This window comes from Amycolatopsis sp. NPDC004368, assembly GCF_053602515.1.
Genome location: NZ_JBSGDT010000001.1, coordinates 471,486 through 491,096, shown reverse-complemented (window position 1 = coordinate 491,096; position 19,611 = coordinate 471,486). Strand labels below are relative to the sequence as shown.

Sequence of the window (19,611 nt, the reverse complement as noted above, 5' to 3'; positions counted from 1 at the left end):
ATGGTTTCCCTCCGCGGCTGGCCGTCCTTCCCCGAGCAGCTCCCGATCTTCGACCCGGACTCCGCCCCGGAAACCCCCGAAGAGCTCTTCCTCGGCTGGCTCACCGAGGCCGGCGAACACGTCCTCGCACCCCACGCCGTCACCCTGTCCACAGTGGACGAGTCCGGATTCCCGGACGCCCGCGTCGTGATCCTCAAGGACGTCGGCCCCACCGGCTGGGCCATCGCCACCAGCTCGGAAAGCCCCAAGGGCCACCAACTCGCCCGCAATCCCCACGCGGCCCTCACCTTCTTCTGGCCCGGCCGCGGCCGCCAGGTCCGCGCCCGCGGCACCTTCGCCCCCGCCCCACCCGAGGTTTCCAGGGCCGACTTCCTCGACCGCCCCCCCGGCTTCTCGCGTCGAAGCCTTCATCGGCCACCAATCCGAGCCCCTCCCGGACCCGGCCAATCTCACCGAAGCCGCCGAAGCGGCCGCCACCTGGGTCGCCGCAAACCCGACCACCGCCCCGGAAACCTGGACGCGTTACCTCCTCACCCCCACCACGGTCGAGTTCTGGCAGGCCTCCCACGACCGCCGCCACGTGCGCCTGCGCTACTCCCGCGACACCACCACGTGGACCCGCGAACGCCTCTGGCCCTGATGTCCGATCTGTTCAAGACACGCGAACCCACCGCGTGCGACGGTGCTCGCATGACTGTGAACCTAGGCGCTGCCGCGTCGTTTATGGGCACGCACGGGCGGGTGCTCGACCGCCGCCGTTTCGAGCTGCTGTTCGGGGAGGGGGACGCCGACGCCGTGCTTTCGGCCGTTTCCGCCTACCGGAACCCCGACGGCGGCTACGGTTGGGGCCTCGAGCCCGACCTGCGCGCGCCGGAGAGCCAGCCGGGTGGGGCGCTGCACGCGTTCGAGGTGTTCGAGGACGTCGCACCCACCACCACGCCGCTCGCGCTGGAGCTGTGCGACTGGCTGGAGTCCGTGGCGCTGCCTGGCGGCGGGTTGCCGTTCGCGTTCCCCGTCGCGGACCGGACCGGCAGTGCTCCATTTTGGACGGACGCGGATCCGACGAGGTTCTCCCCGCAGAGCACGGCTTTCGTCGCATCGACGGCGATGCGCGTGGCAGCCCACGACCCGGCGGTGGCCGAACACCCGTGGCTCACAGCGGCGGTCGCGACCTGCCTCGACGCCATCGCCCGGGTGACGACGCAGCCACACGCCATCGAGCTGTCGTTCGCCATCCGCTTCCTCGACGCCGCACACGCAACGCACCCGGAGGCCGACGAGCTACTCGACCATCTCGGCAAGTTCCTGCCCGCCGACGGGATCCTGTCCGTCGCCGGCGGTGGCGCGGACGAGGTGCTGCGGCCGCTGGACTTCTCGCCGCTCCCGGGACCGTCGCGGAGGATCCTCGACGCCGCCGTGATCGCCGCGGAGCTCGAACGGCTCGAATCGCAGCAGCTCGACGACGGAGGCTGGACCGTCGACTTCGCCAGCTTCTCGCCGACGGCGTCGCTCGAATGGCGCGGCTACGCCACCGTTCGCGCGATTTCGGTGCTGCGCGCCAACTCGTAGCCTGGGGGGCGTGCTGCCACAGGACAGCCACGTCCACACCGAGTGGTCGTGGGACACGGTGACGGGCTCGATGATCCGCTCGTGCCAACGCGCGACCGACCTCGGCCTGCCTTCGCTGGCGTTCACCGAGCACGCCGACCTCACACCGTGGCTCATCCCCCCGCCGATCCGCCCGCACCTCCCCGACCACTTCCGCGTGCGGCTGCGTGCGGACGGCGTGCTGGAACCACCGGCGCTCGACGTCGAGGGTTACCTGGCGTGCGTGCGGGAGTGCCGGGAACGGTTCCCCGACCTGCGCATCCTCTCCGGCGTGGAGCTGAGTGAGCCGCACTGGCACCGCCCACAGGCCGACGCGCTGTTGACCGCGCACCACTTCGAACGGGTGCTGGGATCGGTCCACTCGCTCCCCGAGGGAACTGCTCACTACGAGCTCAGCGTGATCGCGGACCGCCCGGCGGATGGCCTGCTGCGCTCGTACCTGGGCGAAGTCCTGGGCCTGGTCGAGTCGACGGCCGATTTCGAGATCCTGGCCCACATCGACTACGCCCTGCGCACCTGGCCCTCGTCAAAACCTTTTGTCGCCACGGACTTCGAGGACGAGTTCCGCACGGTCCTGCGCACCCTGGCGGGCAGCGGCCGCGCGCTCGAACTCAACACGAAAGTCCCCTTGCCGCGCGAAATCCTGCTCTGGTGGACCACCGAAGGCGGCCGCACCCTCTCCTTCGGAAGCGACGCACACGCGCCCGAGCTGGTGGGCCACGGCTTCGCCGACGCCGCCGCGCTCGCCACGTCCTGCGGTTTCCAGCCGGGGCGCACACCCCACGACCTGTGGATTCACCGCTGATCGAGCGACCCCAGCCCGCTCGTCAGCAGGTCGAAGGCCAGTTCGGCGGCCTCGACCGCGCTGGGGTACAGCCGCCACTTCACGGCCACGATCTGCGTCGCTGCGCGCGACCTTTCACCGGTCCTTGGGCGCGTAGCGGATCAACACGACGTCGCCGATCGCCCGCGCGTCCACCAGCCGCATCCGTCCACCCGGGTAGCGCGCGGGCAGCAGGAACCGCGGCGCGGCGGCGTCCCCGACCACGAGCGGCGCGATGGCGAGGTGGAGTTCGTCGGCGAGGCCTTGGGAAAGCAGGGCCGTGTGGATCTGACCGCCGCCCTCGACCATGAGGCGCCGGACGCCGCGGGCGCCGAGGTCGTCGAGCAGCGTGCCGAAGTCGACGTGGGAGCCGAGGGCGACGACTTCGGCCAGCCCGCCGAGCCGCTCGCGGACGGTCGGCGCGCCCGTTTCGGTGGTGTAGACGAGCTTTTCCCCGCCGTGGTGCCAGAACTTCCACTCCGGATCCACCTCGCCCGATGCCGTCACGGTCACCTTCAGCGGATACGCCGGCTTGCCCGCCCGCACGCGTTCGGCGCGGCGCTGCTCGCTGTTGACCAGCAGGCGCGGGTTGTCGGCGCGGATCGTGCCCGCGCCGACGAGGATCGCGTCGGACTCCGCGCGCACCTGGTCGACGCGGTCGAAGTCCTCGGCGTTCGACAGGAGCAGCCGCTCGGGGGTCGTGTCGTCGATCGCGCCATCGACACTCGTCGCGACGCTCAGCAGCACGTGGGGACGCATCGGCTCTCCTCTTTTTCGGTTGACCCGCCCGGCAGAGTAGATCTTCGTGACCCCTACGAACTCCCTGCGCCGCCTGGCCGGCCTGGCGACGCCGATGGCGCTGCGGGTCGCCGTGACCCTGGACCTGCCGGCGCGGCTCGGCTCGCCCGCGACCGCCGACGTGCTCGCGGCCGAGCTCCACGTGAACCCCGTCGCGCTCGGCCTCCTGCTCGACCACCTCACGACGCTGCGTGTCGTCGACCGAACCCCGGCCGGCTACCGCACCACCGAGTACGGCGAACACCTCCGCGACGAGTTCACCGCGACGCTCCTCGACCTCAACACCGCCGGCGGCCGCGCCGAGCTGGCGTTCGTCGAGCTCGCGCACAGCATCACCACCGGCGAGGCGGCCTACCCGTGCCGCTACGGCCAGGGCTTCTGGACCGACCTGGCCTCCGACGCGGCGCTGCGCGAGTCCTTCGACCGCCAGATGACGCTGCGCCTCCACGAACAGATCCCCCAGCTCGTGACCGGTTTCGGCTGGTCGCGCTTCCCGACGATCGTCGACGTCGGCGGCGGGCGCGGTGACGTGCTCGCCGCGATCCTCACCGCGCACCCCACGCTGCACGGCCACCTGCTCGACCTGCCCCCGACCGCCGCCGAGGCCCGGCGCACCTTCTGCACCCACGGGCTCGACGAGCGCGTCGAGGTCACCGCCGGCAGCTTCTTCGACCCCCTCCCGCCCGGCGCCGACGCTTACCTCCTCGTCGACATCCTCCACGACTGGGACGACGCGCACGCCCACCAAATCCTCGCCCGCTGCGCCGAAGCCGCCGCGCCCGCCGGCCGCGTCCTCGTCGTCGAACCCGTCACCGGCCACCACGAGAACACCGAAAGCGCCCTCGCCATGCTGACGATCTTCGGCGGCCGCGAACGTCGCCTCGACGAGTTCCGTGCCCTCGCCGCGCCCCACGGCCTGGTGGTGGACTCCGTCACGGACCTGACTTCGCAGCGTTGCCTGCTCGAACTCCGCCCCGACGCCTAACGCTCACCGCAGCGGGCGACCACGACCGAGGGTCGAGAGGTGCACGCCCAGAGGACACAACAGAGCGAGCCAGTCGGCGCTTTCCGGGAGCTCGACCGCATCGCGAACCTCGCATGCCCGGCCTCGCCGACGGCACCTGCGATGTGATGTCGCACTACTCGCGAACGAGAACATCGTTATCCGACGGAGATCTGCTTACCGTGTCTTCTCCCGCCGTTTTTCAAGGAGAACCATGATCTGCATCGACTGCGCGACACAAGGCATGAGCGAACCGGCCGTCGGGGTCTGTGTGCACTGCGGCGCCGCCACCTGCCTTGTGCACGTGGCCATCCAAACCTTTCCGGCCTCGGCGCCGGGCGTCGTGGCACCGCGCCAGGCCCGGCGCATGATCACCTGCGCCCACTGCGGCGAACCCCGGGCCACTCCCACCCGCACCCGGCCCAAGGCAACTGCGATCGACCGGTGAGTCTCGTCATGCCAGAACGGCGGGAGCCGCTGCCGTCCAACCGGACAACCGCGGCTCCCGCCGTTCTGGCATGACCCGAGAACACCTGACTGGCCCCATTGGCCCCGCTCTCGGGGCTCATGATCAGACTTCCGAGCGACGATCTTGAGAGCATTCGTGGTCACCATGGCTGGCAGAGATCCACTGAGATCGTGGTGTAGCGATGAAACGCTGGTCAACCTATGTGGAGCTGAGGGGAATCGAACCCCTGACCCCCGCCTTGCAAAGGCGGTGCTCTACCAATTGAGCTACAGCCCCGAGCGCGGGCGACCCGGAAGCCGCCCGCGCGTTGAGTCAGTTGCGGGAAGCGTCCGCGGCCTTGGCCGGGGTGCTGCCGTTTGCGGAGACCGGGCCCGAGGGGGCGGTCGCCTGGCGCCAGAGGTCAGCTTCGGCCTTGGCAGCCTTGTTGCGCTTCACGACGAACAGAACGCCGCCCGCGACGACTGCGAGTGCCAACAGCTTCTTCATCCGAAGCCCCCTTTTCCAGCTTGCTTCCGTACCCCACGATGCTACTGCACGCGCTGACCGCCGGATCCGGCGGTTCCGGCCTTCGTTCCACGTGGAACCACCGGCGAGCCACGTCACAGGCCGAACGGAATACCTCGGGCGGACACTCGGTTGAACTCACTGGTCGGTGCGCCCAACGTGTCCCCCGGGCTCACACCTTTGCCTTCGCGGAATACCGTTCGGCTGGAGCCGCGTCGTGCCTTTCGCCGAGAGGCGACCGTGCGCGTGCCGACCGCAGACAGTTCAGCCCTGCCGGCCTTCTCTTCCCGGCAGGGCTGATTTGTGCGCGGCGAGCCGCTCGCGCACACCGGCGAGGCCCGACTCGACGAGGTCGGGCTGCCCCGTGGCAACGCCGTGGGTGACCTCGAACCACGGCCCCAGCCGGTGCCACGCCCACGCCCGCCGGTGCAACTCTTCCGGCATGCCGTACGCCTCGGCCACCCCCTCCGCGAACGCCGGCGACGCCCCGAACAGTGCCCACGCCAGGTCCCGCGCCCGGTCGTCGAGGCACACGTCCGACCAGTCGATCACGCCGCTGATCTGGTCTTCGTTCACCAGCACGTGCTCGGGCCCGAGGTCCGCGTGCACCACCGCGTCGACGGGAAAGCCGCGCACCTCGTCGAGCAACTCCGCACCCCCGACCCGCGGCACGACGACCTCGGAGAACTCCGCCAGCACCTCCACCCGATCGCCGGCCACCACGCCACGCGCCGCGGCCTCGCCGACGTCCACCGCGTGCAGCACCCGCAGGAACTCCCCGATCACCCGCCCGTGCTCAGCCGTCAGCACTTCCACTGGCCCGCCGGGCACGAACTCATGCCGCACCACCAACGGCTCCTCCCGCCGCACCACCGGCACCGGCACGCGCACCGGCAGTCGCGGCGCAAGCCACGGCATCACCCGCGTCTCGCGCCGCAACAACTCACGCACCTCATCCCGCCGCGGCCTGCGCTCGACCCACCGCCCGTCCACGAGCGCCGCGACGCTGTCCCACCCCTCACCCAGCCACACACGCCCGTCGTGGTGGGCCCCGATCCTCGACGCCATCAATTTCCCTTGTAGATGCGGAAAAACGCCGTGCGAGCGCGCCGACGCGCTCGCAAAAGCCCTGGCAGCACACGGATTCGCGCGCCCCTCCATCGCGGCACCTGGGTCGTCGACGCCGTGGACGAGGGACCCTACGCCGTCACCACGCTGGGCCACCGCACCTTCTACGCGGCGGGCCTACCCTGGCGGCGCCCAGCCCTATCCCGCGGCGCAGCGGCGCTCGCTTGACGACCACGTCAGGGACGAGTGACCCGCCGATTGACTCACCAACGTCACCACAGTTTCCCCCACGATCCAACGCAGGATCCGCCATCACCGCACCACGGATCCCTAAACGCACCCACGCTGGGTCCCTCACCGTCCGCACCGTGGGGGTCTGGGGGTCGCCCCCCAGAAACAACAAACGCCCGATCATACGAGCGCTTTCCGCGAGTATGACCGGGCAATCGGGTGGGCCCACCAGGACTTGAACCTGGGACCTCTTCGTTATCAGCGAAGCGCTCTAACCACCTGAGCTATGGGCCCGTCGAACGGAAGGAACTTTACAGGACCCCCGGAGGGGCCCTGCAACCGGGTTACTCCCTCTCGGACAGGGTGACTTCCAGGCCACCCGCCAGGTCCGCCGACACGTTGTAGATGAACGCGCTAACCGTGGCCAACGCGGAAACCAGCACGATGTTGATCGCGCCCAGGATGGCCGCGATGCCGAACACGCGGCCGGCGCTGATCAGCGGTTCGGTGGACGCGTTGGCGCCCTCGCCGCCGACCAGGGACGAGTAGGTGCCGTTCAACTTGTCCCAGACGCCCATGCCGTCGAGGACGGTGTAGAGCACGCCGACGGCGACCAGCCACACGAAGAACATCGCGACGCCCAGGACGAGCGACAGCTTCAGCACCGACCACGGGTCGAAGCGCTTGATCTGCAGCGACGCGCGGCGCGGGCCGCGGCCGGGGCGGCGCAGGGCGCTCGGGGTGGGGCGGGTGCGGCCGGCTGGGGGCACGTCGTCGGCCGGTGCGGGGGGCGGGGCGCCCTCGGCTCCGAAGAGCCGGGGCGCCGCCGTGCCGCTCACCGCGGTGGGGTAGTCGCTCTCGCTCACGCGCGGTCCGTGCTGCTCATGATCCGAGTAGACCACATCCTCGGTGGCGATCCCGGTCGAGACCGTCGCCTCGGAGTCGCCGCCGCCGTCCTTGGCGGTGCGCTGCCAGGGTGGGCTCGACGCCGTGCCGTCTGCCTTCTCGGATGGTGTCACGAAGAGTCAGTCCTTACCCGTGCGTGGGGCGCCGCTCACTGCTCCGGCGCCGTGCCGTCTTCTTCAGTGCTCTCTTCCGGCGCGGTGGTCGCCTCGCCGTCGGCGGCGGGGGTCTCCACAGCATCTTCCACCGAAGCCGAAACATCAGCGTCCGTGGCGGAGTCCTCGCCACCATTGGCGACGTCCGACCCCTCGTCCGCGTTGCGTGCGACCGCGAGAAGAGTTGTGCCGTCCCCGAGATTCATCAGCCGTACGCCCTTGGTCTGGCGACCGGCCTTGCGCACGTCGCGCGCCGGCGTGCGGATGACTCCACCGCTCGAGGTGATGGCGAACAGCTCGTCGTCCTCGTCGACGATGAGTGCTCCCACCAGCCTCCCACGTTTCGTGTCGTGCTGGATGGTCAGCACACCCTTGCCGCCGCGGCCCTGCACCGGGTAGTCCTCGATCGGCGTGCGCTTGGCGTACGCGCCGTCGGTCGCGACCAGCAGGAACTTGTCGGGTTTGACCACGCTGATGCCGAGCAGCTCGTCGCCGTCGTTGAACCGCATGCCGAGCACGCCGGACGTCGGGCGGCCCATCGGGCGCAGCGCCTCGTCGGTCGCGTGGAAGCGGATCGACTGGCCGCCGGCCGACACGAGCAGCAGGTCGTCCTCGGCCGCCGCCAGCACGGCGCCCACGAGCTCGTCGCCTTCGCGCAGGTTGATGGCGATGAGGCCACCCGCGCGGTTGGAGTCGAAGTCGGTGAGCTTGGTCTTCTTCACGAGCCCCTTCTGCGTGGCCAGCACCAGGTACGGCGCCACCTCGTAGTTCGGGATCTCGATGACCTGGGCGATCTGCTCGTCGGGCTGGAACGCCATCAGGTTGGCCACGTGCTGGCCGCGCGCGTTGCGGTTGGCCTCGGGCAGGTCGTACGCCTTGGTGCGGTAGACGCGGCCCTTGTTCGTGAAGAACAAGATCCAGTCGTGCGTGGAGCACACGAAGAAGTGCTGCACGATGTCGTCCTGCTTCAGCGTGGCGCCCTGCACGCCCTTGCCGCCGCGCTTCTGCGAGCGGTACAGGTCGGTCTTCGTGCGCTTCGCGTAGCCGGTGCGCGTGATCGTGACCACGACGTCCTCGACCGCGATCAGGTCCTCGACCGACACCTCGCCGTCGAACGGGATGATCTTCGTGCGACGGTCGTCGCCGTACTTGTCGACGATCTCCATGAGCTCTTCACGGATGATCGTGCGCTGGCGCTCGGGCTTCTCGAGGATGTCCTTGAGGTCCGCGATCTCCAGCTCGATCTCGGCCAGGGTGTCGATGATGCGCTGACGCTCCAGGGCGGCGAGCCGGCGCAGCTGCATGTCGAGGATGGCCGTGGCCTGGATCTCGTCGATGTCGAGGAGCTCCATCAGGCCCGGCCGCGCCTCGTCGGCCGAGGGCGACCGCCGGATGAGGGCGATGACCTCGTCGAGCATGTCGAGCGCCTTGACCAGACCGCGCAAGATGTGCGCGCGCTCTTCGGCCTTCTGCAGGCGGAATTTGGTCCGCCGGACGATGACCTCGATCTGGTGCTTCACGTAGTGGCGGATCATCTGGTCGAGCCGCAGCGTGCGCGGCACGTCGTCGACGATCGCCAGCATGTTCACACCGAAGTTCTGCTGCAGCTGGGTGTGCTTGAACAGGTTGTTCAGCACCACCTTCGCCACGGCGTCGCGCTTGAGCGTGATGACGATCCGCATACCCGAGCGGCTGTTGGACTCGTCGGCGATGTCGGCGATACCCGTGAGCTTGCCGTCGCGCACGAGGTGCGCGATGTTCTCGACGAGGTTGTCCGGGTTCACCTGGTACGGCAGCTCCGACACGACGAGCGTGGTGCGGCCCTTCGCATCCTCTTCCACCTCGACGACCGCACGCATGCGCACGGACCCGCGGCCGGTGCGGTACGCGTCCTCGATGCCCGAGGTGCCAAGGATCATCGCCTTCGTCGGGAAGTCCGGGCCCTTGATGCGCGTGAGCAGCGCGGCCAGCAGCTCGTCGTCGGACGCTTCGTAGTTCTCCAGCGCCCACACGACACCCTCGGCGACCTCGCGCAGGTTGTGCGGCGGGATGTTGGTCGCCATGCCGACCGCGATGCCGGAACTGCCGTTGACCAGCAGGTTCGGGAAACGCGACGGCAGCACGTTGGGCTCTTGCGTGCGGCCGTCGTAGTTGTCGCGGAAGTCGACGGTGTCCTCTTCGATGTCCGCCAGCATCTGCATCGCCAGCGGCGCGAGGCGCGACTCCGTGTACCGCATGGCCGCGGCGGGGTCGTTGCCCGGCGAACCGAAGTTGCCCTGCCCGTCGATGAGCGGGTAGCGCATCGACCACGGCTGGGCCAGGCGCACGAGCGCGTCGTAGATCGCCGAGTCACCGTGCGGGTGGTAGTTGCCCATGACGTCGCCGACGACGCGGGAGCACTTGTTGTACCCGCGGTCCGGCCGGAAGCCGGAGTCGAACATCGAGTACAGCACGCGCCGGTGCACCGGCTTGAGACCGTCGCGCACGTCCGGCAGCGCCCGTGCCACGATCACGCTCATGGCGTAGTCGATGTAGGAACGCTGCATCTCCTGCTGGATGTCGACCGGCTCGATGCGGTCGTGTTCCGGCGGCAAGGTTTCCGTCATGGGTTCCTTCTCGGGGAAAGGTCTGGGCAGTCGGGGGAAGGCGGACGGCTACACGTCCAGGAAACGCACGTCCTTGGCGTTGCGCGTGATGAACGAGCGCCGGGCCTCCACGTCCTCGCCCATCAGGACGGAGAACAGGTCGTCGGCCTGCGCGGCGTCGTCGAGGGTGACCTGGCCGAGCAGCCGGTTGGCCGGGTCCATCGTGGTCTCCCACAGCTCCTCGGCGTTCATCTCGCCGAGACCCTTGTAGCGCTGGATCGCGTCGTCCTTCGGCAGCCGGCGGCCGGCCTCGACACCCGCTTGGATCACCGCGTCGCGCTCCTTGTCGGAGTACGCGTACTCCGGCTCGGACCGCGGCCACTTGATCTTGTACAGCGGCGGCCGTGAAAGGAACACGTGGCCGTGCTCGATCAGCGGGCTCATGAAGCGGAACAGCAGCGTGAGCAGCAGCGTGGTGATGTGCTGGCCGTCGACGTCGGCGTCGGCCATCAGCACGATCTTGTGGTAGCGCAGCTTTGAGATGTCGAAGTCGTCGTGGATTCCGGTGCCCAGCGCCGTGATCAGCGACTGGACCTCGGTGTTCTTGAGGACGCGGTCGATGCGCGCCTTCTCGACGTTGATGATCTTGCCGCGGATCGGCAGGATCGCCTGGTACATCGAGTCGCGGCCTTCCTTGGCCGAACCGCCGGCCGAGTCGCCCTCCACAATGTAGAGCTCGCACTCGCCCGGGTCGTTGGAGCGGCAGTCCTTGAGCTTGCCCGGCAGGCCGCCGATCTCCAGCGCGCCCTTGCGCCGCACCAGGTCCCGCGCCTTGCGCGCGGCCATGCGCGCCTGCGCCGAGGAGATCGACTTGTTGATGATCGTCTTCGCCTCGTTGGGGTTGCGCTCGAACCAGTCGCCCAGCCACTCGTTGGACTGCTGCTGCACGAACGTCTTCGCTTCGCTGTTGCCCAGCTTCGTCTTCGTCTGGCCCTCGAACTGCGGCTCGGACAGCTTGATGGACACGATCGCGGCGAGACCCTCGCGCACGTCGTCACCCGTGAGGTTCGCGTCCTTCTCCTTGAGCAGCTTCTTATCGCGCGCGTACGCGTTGACGACGCGGGTGAGCGCCGCGCGGAAGCCCTCTTCGTGGGTGCCGCCCTCGTGGGTGTTGATCGTGTTGGCGAACGTGTACACCGACGGCGTGAACCCGTTGTTCCACTGCATCGCGACCTCGACCTCGAGGCCGGTGCCCTTCGCGTCGAACGAGATGACGCTCTCGTGGATCGGGTCCTTGCTGCCGTTGATGTGCTTGACGAAGTCCTCGAGCCCACCGGGGTAGCAGTAGACCTTCTCCTTGACGCGGGCCTGCTTGCCCTCCGCGTCTTCCTCGGTCTCCTCGTCGGCCACGCGCTCGTCGCGCAGCGACAGGGTGAGGCCCTTGTTGAGGAACGCCATCTCCTGCAGCCGGCGGGAGATCGTCTCGAAGTTGTACGTGGTGGTCTCGAAGATGCCTGGGTCCGCCCAGAAGGTGATCGTGGTGCCGGTTTCCTCGGCCGGGCCGAGGTCCTCGAGCGGGCCGGGGACCTGGTTCAGGTACTCCTGGCGCCAGCTGCGGCCGCCGACCTTGATCTCCGCCAGCAGCTTCGTCGACAGCGCGTTCACCACCGACACGCCGACACCGTGGAGACCGCCGGACACCGCGTAGGAGTCGCTGTCGAACTTGCCACCCGCGTGGAGGATGGTGAGCACGACCTCGAGGGTCGGCTTCTGCTCCTTGGGGTGAATGTCGACCGGGATGCCGCGTCCGTCGTCGACGACCCGTACCCCGCCGTCGGCGAGGAGCGTAACCTCGACCTTGGTCGCGAAGCCGGCCATCGCCTCGTCCACGGAGTTGTCCACGACCTCTTGGACCAGGTGGTGGAGACCGCGCTCACCGGTCGAACCGATGTACATACCGGGGCGCTTGCGGACCGCTTCGAGGCCTTCGAGCACGGTGATGGACGACGCGTTGTACTCGCTCTTGTTCTCGGTCACCGGCGTTGCTTCTCCTCGTCTCGCCCGAGCGGACGCTCGCTACTCCTCCAGTGTACTTGCCCGCGCGCGCTGGCATGCGGCAAGGACACCCCTCGTTGCGTCACAGACGCGCGAAATCGCTCAAAGGCGAGTCATCTCGTAGCGAGCGGGTTGTCAAGCGGTTCTCGGGGAACTCACCCGCCGACTCGCAACCGGTGTCAGCCGTACGTGTCACGCGGGCCGCGTCCCGGCACGACACGCGGCCCTTTCCGCCAGCTCGGGGCCGTCGGACCCTGGATCCGCATGCGCTTCACGACCCCGTTGCCGACGCCCGCGGCGATCTTCGCGATGAGTTTGCTCTGCAGCAGCCGCAGCTGGGTGGCCCACGCGGTGGAGCTCGCGCGCACGGTCAGTTCGCCGTCCTTGAGGCTCACCGGCTGGGCGTGTTCGGCCACGTCTTCACCAACTAGCCGTGCCCACTGCCCGAACACGCGCGCGTTGGTCATCGTGTCCTGCCAGCCGCTGTCGGAGACCAGCCGCGAGACGAGCCGGCCGAGCGGCTGCGGGTCACGCGCGTCGGCACCGGGTCCTGACCAGCGGCGACGGCGCGGGTTCTGGCCCCCGCCACCTGTGATCCGGCCGCGGCGCAGGTTCGGGGGTGCGCCCCGTTCCTTCGCCTTGGCCTTGGCGGCTTCGAGCGCGGCGTGCGCCAAGTCCCGTCCGGAGGGCTTCCCGTTCGGCCCAGTGGACACGTCACGCTCGGTGCCGGAATCGGCCGCCTCGCGTGGGTGATTGCCCGTCCGAGGGATGTCAAGGCCCTCATCAGGCCGTGTCGTCACACGGGGCGATAACCGGTTCACGGGTTTATCCACACTGTCCACAGGTTTGTCCCCAGATCGGTGGGTAACTGGTGTGACCGTGATCACCGGCCGTGGCCGGCTTGATCTTGGGGCCGGGGACTCCGGCGATTCAGGCACGGGTGACCTCGCCATCCGCCACCACGAACCGGCTCCCCGCCAGCTCCGACGGCACGTCCTCGTCCACCGCCGCCGTGATGAGCACCTGCTCGGCACCCGCGGCGACCTCCGCGAGCCGCGCCCGCCGTTTGCGGTCGAGCTCGGCGAACACATCATCCAGCAGCAGCACCGGTTCACCCGCTTCGCCACGCAGGAGCTCGTAGCTGCCGAGCCGAAGTGCCAACGCGAACGACCACGATTCGCCGTGGCTCGCGTAACCCTTCGCCGGCGCCTCGCCCAGGATCAGCTCGAGCTCGTCGCGGTGCGGGCCGACGAGGCTGATCCCGCGCTCCAGCTCGTTGCGCCGGACGTCCGCCAGCGCCTTGAGCAGCAGCTCACGGAGCACGTCCGCGTCGGCCCGCTCACCGCCGGCCACGCCGTAGCCGGGAGGCAGCGCTTCGCCGAGCGAAGACTTGTACGCGATCGACGCCGGCCGCGAGTCCGGCGCGACGCCCATGTACGCCTCCGCCGCGTACGGCCCGAGGTCCGCGATCAGGTTCAGCCGCGCCGCGAGCAGCTGGGCGCCGGCCACCGACAGGTGGTCGTCCCAGACGTCGAGGGTGGACAGCGCGTACGGGTCCTCCTTGCCGGTCCGGCGTTTGCCGGCTGTCTTGAGCAGGGCGTTGCGCTGCTTCAGCACCTTCTCATAGTCCGCGCGCACGCCCGCATACCTCGGCGCGCGCAGCACGAGCAGCTCGTCCATGAAGCGGCGGCGCTCACTCGGGTCGCCCCGCACGAGCGCCAGGTCCTCCGGGGAGAACAGCACCGTGCGCAGGATCCCGAGCACGTCGCGCGGCTTGCCGACCGCGCCCCGGTTCACGCGGGCGCGATTGGCGCGCCCGGCCGTGATCTCGAGCTCGACCGTGAGCTCGCGGTCGTCGTTGACCACGGCGACGCGCACGAGCGCGCGCTCGCACCCGTGCCGGATCAGCGGGGCGTCCGTCGCGACCCGGTGGGAACCCAGGGTCGCGACGTAGCCGATCGCCTCGAGCAGGTTCGTCTTCCCCCGGCCGTTCTGGCCCACGAGCACGACCGGCCCCGGTTCGAGGGCGAGGTCGGCTTGCGGCCAGGACCGGAAGTCGGTGACCTGGAGATGTCGCAGATACACGAGCGGGGGAGGCTAGCTCCCGGCCTTCTTCACGGCGTGGCCACCGAACTGGTTGCGCAGCGCCGCGACGGCACGCATCGCGGCGGAGTCCTTCTGCCGCGAGGAGAAGCGTGCGAACAGCGCGGCCGAGAGCACCGGCGCCGGCACCGCGTTGTTCACGGCTTCTTCCAGCGTCCAGCGGCCCTCGCCGGAGTCTTCGACGTAACCCTCGAGGTCGTCGAGCTCCGGGTCTTCCTCCAGCGCGCGCACCAGCAGGTCGAGCAGCCACGAGCGCACGACGGTGCCGCGCTGCCAGCCCTTGATCACCGCGGGCACGTCCTTGACCACGTGCGCGGCTTCGAGCAGCTCGAAGCCCTCGGCGTAGGCCTGCATGATGCCGTACTCGATGCCGTTGTGGATCATCTTCGCGTAGTGACCCGCACCGACCTCGCCGGCGTGCGAGAAGCCTTCTTCACGCGGGCCTTCCGGACGCAGCGTGTCGAAGATCGGCATCGCGCGGGCGACGTCGGACTCGGCGCCGCCGACCATGAGGCCGTAACCGTTGTCCTTGCCCCACACGCCACCGGACACACCGCAGTCGAGGTAGCCGATGCCCTTGGCCGCGAGCAGCTCGGCGTTCAGCTTGTCGTCGGTGAACTTCGAGTTGCCGCCGTCGATCACGAGGTCACCCTCGGACAGCGACTGGCTGAGCTCCACCACGGTCGCCCGCGTCGGGTCACCGGCGGGGACCATGATCCAGACGATGCGCGGACCCTCCAGTTTGGACACCAGGTCGGCGAGCGACTCGGAGTCGCTGACGGCCGGGTTGCGGTCGTAGCCCACGACCTCGTGCCCGGCGGCACGCAGCCGCTCGCGCATGTTGAAGCCCATCTTGCCCAGGCCCACGAGACCGAGCTGAACCATGAGATCCCCTTAGGTAGTAACGAAATCCGCGGTGGTGGACGACCGGTCAGCCCGGGAGGCGGACCGGCATCAGCAGGTAGAGATAACCGGGGACGACGTTGCCCTCGGCGTCGGCGGGCTTGATGAGCGCCGGCCGGTTCGGGGTGGTGAAGGTGAGCTCCGCGCGGTCGCTGTGCAGCGCGCCGAGCCCGTCGACGAGGTAGCCGGGGTTGAAGGCGATGGTGACCGGTTCGCCTTCGTAGTCGACCTGCAGCTCTTCTTCGGCGCTCCCCTCGTCGTCGCCACCGGCGGAAAGCCGCAGCGATCCATCGGCGAACTCCAGCCGCACCTGCGTACCCCGTTCGGCGACCAGGGAAACGCGCTTGATCGACTCGGCGAGCGCCGAAACCTCGATCACGGCACGCGACGTGTGGGTCGCCGGCAGCAGCTGCCGGTAGGGCGGGAACTCCGCGTCGAGGAGGCGGGTGGTCGTGTAGCGGCCGTTGCCCGAAAGCCCGAGCAGGCCTTCGCCGCTGGCGAGGGCGAGCCGCACGGTGCTGCCGGCGCCGCCGAGCGTTTTCGCGGCTTCGGCGAGCGTGCGCGCGGGCACGAGCACCGCGGCGTCGGGCAGGCCCTCGGCGGGCTTCCAGGTGAACTCGCGCATGGCGAGGCGGAAGCGGTCGGTGGCCACGAGGGTGAGGGTCTCGCCCGAGATCTCCAGGCGCATGCCGGTGAGCATCGGGAGCGTGTCGTCCTTGCCGGCGGCGGTGACGACCTGGGTCACGGCCTGGCCGAACGTGTCGCCGGTCAGCTCACCCGCGAACGCGGGCTGGCTCGGCAGCTGGGGGTAGTCCTCGACAGGCATGGTCGGCAGGGAGAAGCGCGCGGAGCCGCACGTGATGGTGGCGCGGGCGCCGTCGACCGAGATCTCGACCGGCTGCGCGGGCAGCGCTTTGGTGATGTCGGCCAGGAGACGGCCGGAGACCAGCAGGCGGCCGCCGTCGGCGATCGTCGCGGGCACACCCACCGTGGCGGAGACCTCGTAGTCGAACCCGGACACCGTCAGCGCGTCGGACTCCCCGTCCGCACCCGCGTCGAGCAGCACACCGCCCAGCACCGGCACCGGAGGCCGGGACGGGAGGCTCCTGGCCACCCAGGCGACGGCGTCGGCAAGCCCGTCGCGCTCGACGCGGATCTTCATGCGCGCATCCTTTCGACAGCCGAGCCCCTCGGCTCGTGAAGGGTCGGCGGCTGGCGGTTCACGAGTACTGCGCCAGTACGCCGCGACCGAGTCCCCACCGGGCCGGCCCGTTTCGGCGTGCCGGGATCGGCGCACAGGAACGGACCAGGTGCAGGCATCCACGTTAGGCCGTCGCCGGGGGTCCCGTCACCTCGGCCTCCCCTTGACTTTGTCGACAAGGCGACAGGCTCGACGGCTTGTCCCCAACTTCGTCCATCGCCTGTTTTTGTTTTGTTCTTTCTTTCAAAAGATCTAAGAGCAGTAGCAGTAATAGGGGCTGTGGGTTGTGTGGACAGAGCTCGTTCGCGCAGGTCGGACGGTGCGGCGGCGTGTGGAGAGTCCTGGTGGTGGATCGGTGGATGGTTCGGGCGATCCGTGGATGGTTTCGGCGGCGGCCCGATCCATCCACATCCGAGGGCAGTTGTCCCCATGGTTGTCCCCAGCTGTGAGGGGAGTTGTACCCAGGTTCTGTGGGCGTCCGAACGGCCCCGAATCGCCCTGGAGAGTGACGGGCGCCCGATGTGGATCAAGTGTGGGCAACCTGTGGAATCCCCGTGGACAGCCCTGTGGAAAGGCTGTGGATTCCGTGTGGGCGGGATGTGGACCGTTTCGGCGTCGGTGCAGCTGGGAGATCTGCTGGAGTTGTGCACAAACTGCGCACAGGGTGGGGAGAACTCCTTGTGTATCAATGGGGTTGGGGATGGTTGCGTACGCGTGCGTACGTGGGCGAAGGCACACGCCGCTCGCTTCGGGTGCGTCGCTTGTGTACGCGTGCTTCGTCCACGTTGGAGCCGTGGCGAGGCGGAAGATGTTGTGTGGTAAGGGAAACGGCGCGCTCGTGGTGGCTCGTGGCGGCCGTCCGGTGTGGATGGCGGCCTCTCACGGCCGCGGGCATTGAAAAAGGGCGCCGCCCGAAGGCGACGCCCTTTTTTCAGAGCCCGAGTCACAGAGCCCGAGTCACAGAGCCTGTGTCACTGCCTCGCGCGCTGCTTTATGCGCGACGTGAGTTCCTGCACCTGGTCGTAGATGCGCCGGCGCTCGGCCATCTCCTTGCGGATCTTCTTGTCCGCGTGCATCACGGTGGTGTGGTCGCGGCCGCCGAACGTCTGCCCGATCTTCGGCAGCGACATGTCCGTGAGCTCGCGGCAGAGGTACATCGCGATCTGTCGAGCCGTGGCTAGCGCCTTCGTCTTGCCGGGCCCGCACAGGTCGTCGAGCGTGACGTCGAAGAACTCCGCCGTGACGCCCATGATGGTCGGCGCCGTGATCTCCGGCGCGTGGGAGTCGGGGATCAGATCGCGCAGCACGATCTCGGCGAGCGAGGTGTCCACGGCCTGCTGGTTGAGCGACGCGAACGCGGTCACGCGGATCAGCGCGCCCTCCAGCTCGCGGATGTTGGCCTCCACCCGCGAGGCGATGAACTCCAGCACCTCACCCGGCACGGCCAGCCGGTCCTGCGCGGCCTTCTTGCGCAGGATGGCGATGCGCGTTTCGAGCTCGGGCGGCTGGATGTCGGTGATCAGGCCCCACTCGAACCGCGTCCGCAGCCGGTCCTCCAGCGTTTCGAGGCGCTTGGGCGGGCGGTCGGAGCTGACGACGATCTGCTTGTTCGCGTTGTGGAGGGTGTTGAAGGTGTGGAAGAACTCTTCCTGCGTACCTTCCTTGCCCTCCAGGAACTGGATGTCGTCCACGAGCAGGATGTCGATGTCGCGGTAGCGGCGCTGGAAGGCGACCTTGCGGTCGTCGCGCAGCGAGTTGATGAAGTCGTTCGTGAACTCTTCGGTCGAGACGTAGCGCACGCGCATGCCGGGGAACAGCCGTTGCGCGTAGTGCCCCACGGCGTGCAGCAGGTGCGTCTTGCCCAGGCCGGACTCACCCCAGATGAACAGCGGGTTGTACGCGCGGGCCGGTGCCTCGGCCACGGCCACCGCGGCCGCGTGGGCGAAGCGGTTGGACGCGCCGATCACGAACGTGTCGAACGTGTACTTCTCGTTCAGCTTCGTCTTCGACGTCTGCGGCTGCGCGGGCGCGGTGTAGGGCTGCCCGGCGATCGGCTGGCCGGAGAACGTGGGCCAGATCTCGTGGACGGCGGCGAGAGCTTCGCCTTCCTCGTCCACTTCCTCGTTCGGGTCGTCGGACTCCTCGATCGGGGCCGGCTGCGGTACCGGGCGCTGCCGCGGCGGCTCGGGCCGAGCGGCGCGCGCGGCGGCGAGGGAGGCGCCACCGATCGGCGGGCGCTGCGGCGCACCGTTCTCGGGACGGCCGTTGTCCGGGCGGGGTGTGTCGAGGCGCGTGTCCTCGATGTGGCTGGTGTCGATGTGGCGGGTGTCGAGGTGGCGCGTGTCCTCGATGTGGCTGGTGTCGAGGTGGCGGGTGTCGAGGTGGCGCGTGTCCTCGAGGTGCCGGGTGTCGAGGTGACCGTGGTCGACGCGGCTGTGGTCGGGATGTCCGTTTTCCACTCGAGCGGGTGAGGGCACGTAGCGCGGCGCGGGCGCGACGGCCTCGGTGCTGTCGACCTTCACGGCGAGCGAGACGGCGCGGCCGAGCCGGCGGGAGAGCGCGTCGGTGATGGCACCCCGCAGCGCGCGTTCGATCGCTTCCTTCGCGAAGTCGCTGGGGGCGGCCAGGAGGGCGGTGCCGTCGAGCAGGCCGATCGGCCTCGTCACCCGCATCCAGGCCCGTTGCTGCGGCGAGAGGGTGCCGTCGGACAGCTCCCGCACCACCTGCTCCCAGATGACGCCCAGATTGTGCTGGTGCTCGGACACCTGTCTGGCTCCCCTCCCGTCGTCGGCGTGAACGGCGGAATCAACCCCAAGCACGCCCGCGAAACTCTCCCCTGGACGTCATCTTGGACCGACCTGCGCGCGGGCACAGCGAATATCCACATAGTTGTCCACAGCTGTGCACTAATGTACGGCTGCCCGCAGCCGTTCACCCTGCGGGCTCGACGTTCGCCGTGGGCGCCTCCACACCCCGGTGGCGACAACGCCGCTCGCCACGAGACCGGGCGACCCGGAAGAGGCACGCTAACAAGCCTCGTCCGCTGCCACAAGGCATCGTTGAGCGCAAGCTTTTCACGGTGTACGGCGTGTTGCCATTCGGTGCCCCGGCGTGGGCAAACCCGAGGTCGCGCGCCGGTTGCCCAGCGTGGCGGAGGGGGTGCCTACACGGCTCACGACCGGGGTGCGTACCCTCGTAAGGT

15 protein-coding genes, 2 tRNA genes and 1 pseudogene are annotated in these 19,611 nt (G+C 69.1%); 5 read left to right on the top strand and 13 right to left on the bottom strand.

Annotation, left to right across the window (positions count from 1 at the left end; all coding sequences use genetic code 11):
* The 3 genes and pseudogenes from ACWEOE_RS02210 (at position 1) to ACWEOE_RS02200 (ending at position 2,413) form a co-directional block, all read left to right on the top strand.
* Positions 1-640, top strand: a pseudogene (locus ACWEOE_RS02210) (pyridoxine/pyridoxamine 5'-phosphate oxidase).
* Positions 641-690: 50 nt separating this feature from the next.
* Complete coding sequence (locus ACWEOE_RS02205) at positions 691-1,569, top strand: hypothetical protein (RefSeq protein WP_452002674.1); 879 nt, start codon at positions 691-693, stop codon at positions 1,567-1,569.
* Positions 1,570-1,579: 10 nt separating this feature from the next.
* Complete coding sequence (locus ACWEOE_RS02200; RefSeq protein ID WP_452002672.1) at positions 1,580-2,413, top strand: PHP domain-containing protein; 834 nt, start codon at positions 1,580-1,582, stop codon at positions 2,411-2,413.
* Between the two features lie 114 nt (positions 2,414-2,527).
* Here ACWEOE_RS02200 and ACWEOE_RS02195 read toward each other — a convergent pair whose 3' ends face one another.
* Positions 2,528-3,190: a RibD family protein gene (locus ACWEOE_RS02195; RefSeq protein WP_452002669.1), complete on the bottom strand. Its 663-nt coding sequence runs from the start codon at positions 3,188-3,190 to the stop codon at positions 2,528-2,530.
* A gap of 46 nt (positions 3,191-3,236) precedes the next feature.
* On the opposite strand from ACWEOE_RS02195, the gene ACWEOE_RS02190 reads away from it, so the two are divergent.
* Positions 3,237-4,214, top strand: coding sequence for a methyltransferase (locus ACWEOE_RS02190; RefSeq protein ID WP_452002666.1), 978 nt, complete (start codon positions 3,237-3,239; stop codon positions 4,212-4,214).
* Positions 4,215-4,446: 232 nt separating this feature from the next.
* Positions 4,447-4,680 carry a DUF2180 family protein gene (locus tag ACWEOE_RS02185; protein ID WP_452002663.1) on the top strand — a complete coding sequence of 78 codons (234 nt, stop codon included), beginning with the start codon at positions 4,447-4,449 and terminating at the stop codon, positions 4,678-4,680.
* A 224-nt stretch (positions 4,681-4,904) separates the two neighbouring features.
* On the opposite strand, the gene ACWEOE_RS02180 is transcribed toward ACWEOE_RS02185, so the two are convergent.
* The 12 genes from ACWEOE_RS02180 to dnaA all read right to left on the bottom strand — a co-directional run bounded on the left by ACWEOE_RS02180 (position 4,905) and on the right by dnaA (position 19,174).
* Positions 4,905-4,977 (bottom strand) — tRNA-Ala (locus ACWEOE_RS02180).
* A 36-nt stretch (positions 4,978-5,013) separates the two neighbouring features.
* A complete protein-coding gene (locus ACWEOE_RS02175; RefSeq protein ID WP_204092358.1) occupies positions 5,014-5,187 on the bottom strand; it encodes a DLW-39 family protein in 174 nt (57 codons plus the stop codon).
* A gap of 282 nt (positions 5,188-5,469) precedes the next feature.
* On the bottom strand, positions 5,470-6,273 hold the full coding sequence (locus ACWEOE_RS02170; protein WP_452002660.1) for an aminoglycoside phosphotransferase family protein: 804 nt from the start codon (positions 6,271-6,273) through the stop codon (positions 5,470-5,472).
* 451 nt (positions 6,274-6,724) lie between these two features.
* Positions 6,725-6,798: transfer RNA gene (locus ACWEOE_RS02165), tRNA-Ile, on the bottom strand.
* Between the two features lie 50 nt (positions 6,799-6,848).
* Positions 6,849-7,523 carry a DUF3566 domain-containing protein gene (locus ACWEOE_RS02160; protein ID WP_452002657.1) on the bottom strand — a complete coding sequence of 225 codons (675 nt, stop codon included), beginning with the start codon at positions 7,521-7,523 and terminating at the stop codon, positions 6,849-6,851.
* Positions 7,524-7,558: 35 nt separating this feature from the next.
* Positions 7,559-10,168: a DNA gyrase subunit A gene (gene gyrA / locus ACWEOE_RS02155; protein WP_452002654.1), complete on the bottom strand. Its 2,610-nt coding sequence runs from the start codon at positions 10,166-10,168 to the stop codon at positions 7,559-7,561.
* 48 nt (positions 10,169-10,216) lie between these two features.
* Positions 10,217-12,184 carry a DNA topoisomerase (ATP-hydrolyzing) subunit B gene (gyrB, locus tag ACWEOE_RS02150; RefSeq protein ID WP_452002651.1) on the bottom strand — a complete coding sequence of 656 codons (1,968 nt, stop codon included), beginning with the start codon at positions 12,182-12,184 and terminating at the stop codon, positions 10,217-10,219.
* A 197-nt stretch (positions 12,185-12,381) separates the two neighbouring features.
* Positions 12,382-12,915, bottom strand: coding sequence for a DciA family protein (locus ACWEOE_RS02145; protein WP_326567381.1), 534 nt, complete (start codon positions 12,913-12,915; stop codon positions 12,382-12,384).
* Positions 12,916-13,132: 217 nt separating this feature from the next.
* Positions 13,133-14,287, bottom strand: a complete 1,155-nt coding sequence (recF, locus tag ACWEOE_RS02140) for a DNA replication/repair protein RecF (protein WP_452002646.1) — start codon at positions 14,285-14,287, stop codon at positions 13,133-13,135.
* A gap of 12 nt (positions 14,288-14,299) precedes the next feature.
* Positions 14,300-15,190 (bottom strand): phosphogluconate dehydrogenase (NAD(+)-dependent, decarboxylating), encoded by an 891-nt coding sequence (gene gnd, locus ACWEOE_RS02135; protein WP_452002644.1) that lies wholly within the window; start codon positions 15,188-15,190, stop codon positions 14,300-14,302.
* A gap of 46 nt (positions 15,191-15,236) precedes the next feature.
* Complete coding sequence (gene dnaN / locus ACWEOE_RS02130) at positions 15,237-16,370, bottom strand: DNA polymerase III subunit beta (RefSeq protein WP_285971339.1); 1,134 nt, start codon at positions 16,368-16,370, stop codon at positions 15,237-15,239.
* A gap of 1,010 nt (positions 16,371-17,380) precedes the next feature.
* Entirely contained in the window at positions 17,381-19,174 is a 1,794-nt protein-coding gene (dnaA, locus tag ACWEOE_RS02125) for a chromosomal replication initiator protein DnaA (RefSeq protein ID WP_452002641.1), read from the bottom strand.
* Between the last annotated feature and the right edge of the window lie 437 nt (positions 19,175-19,611).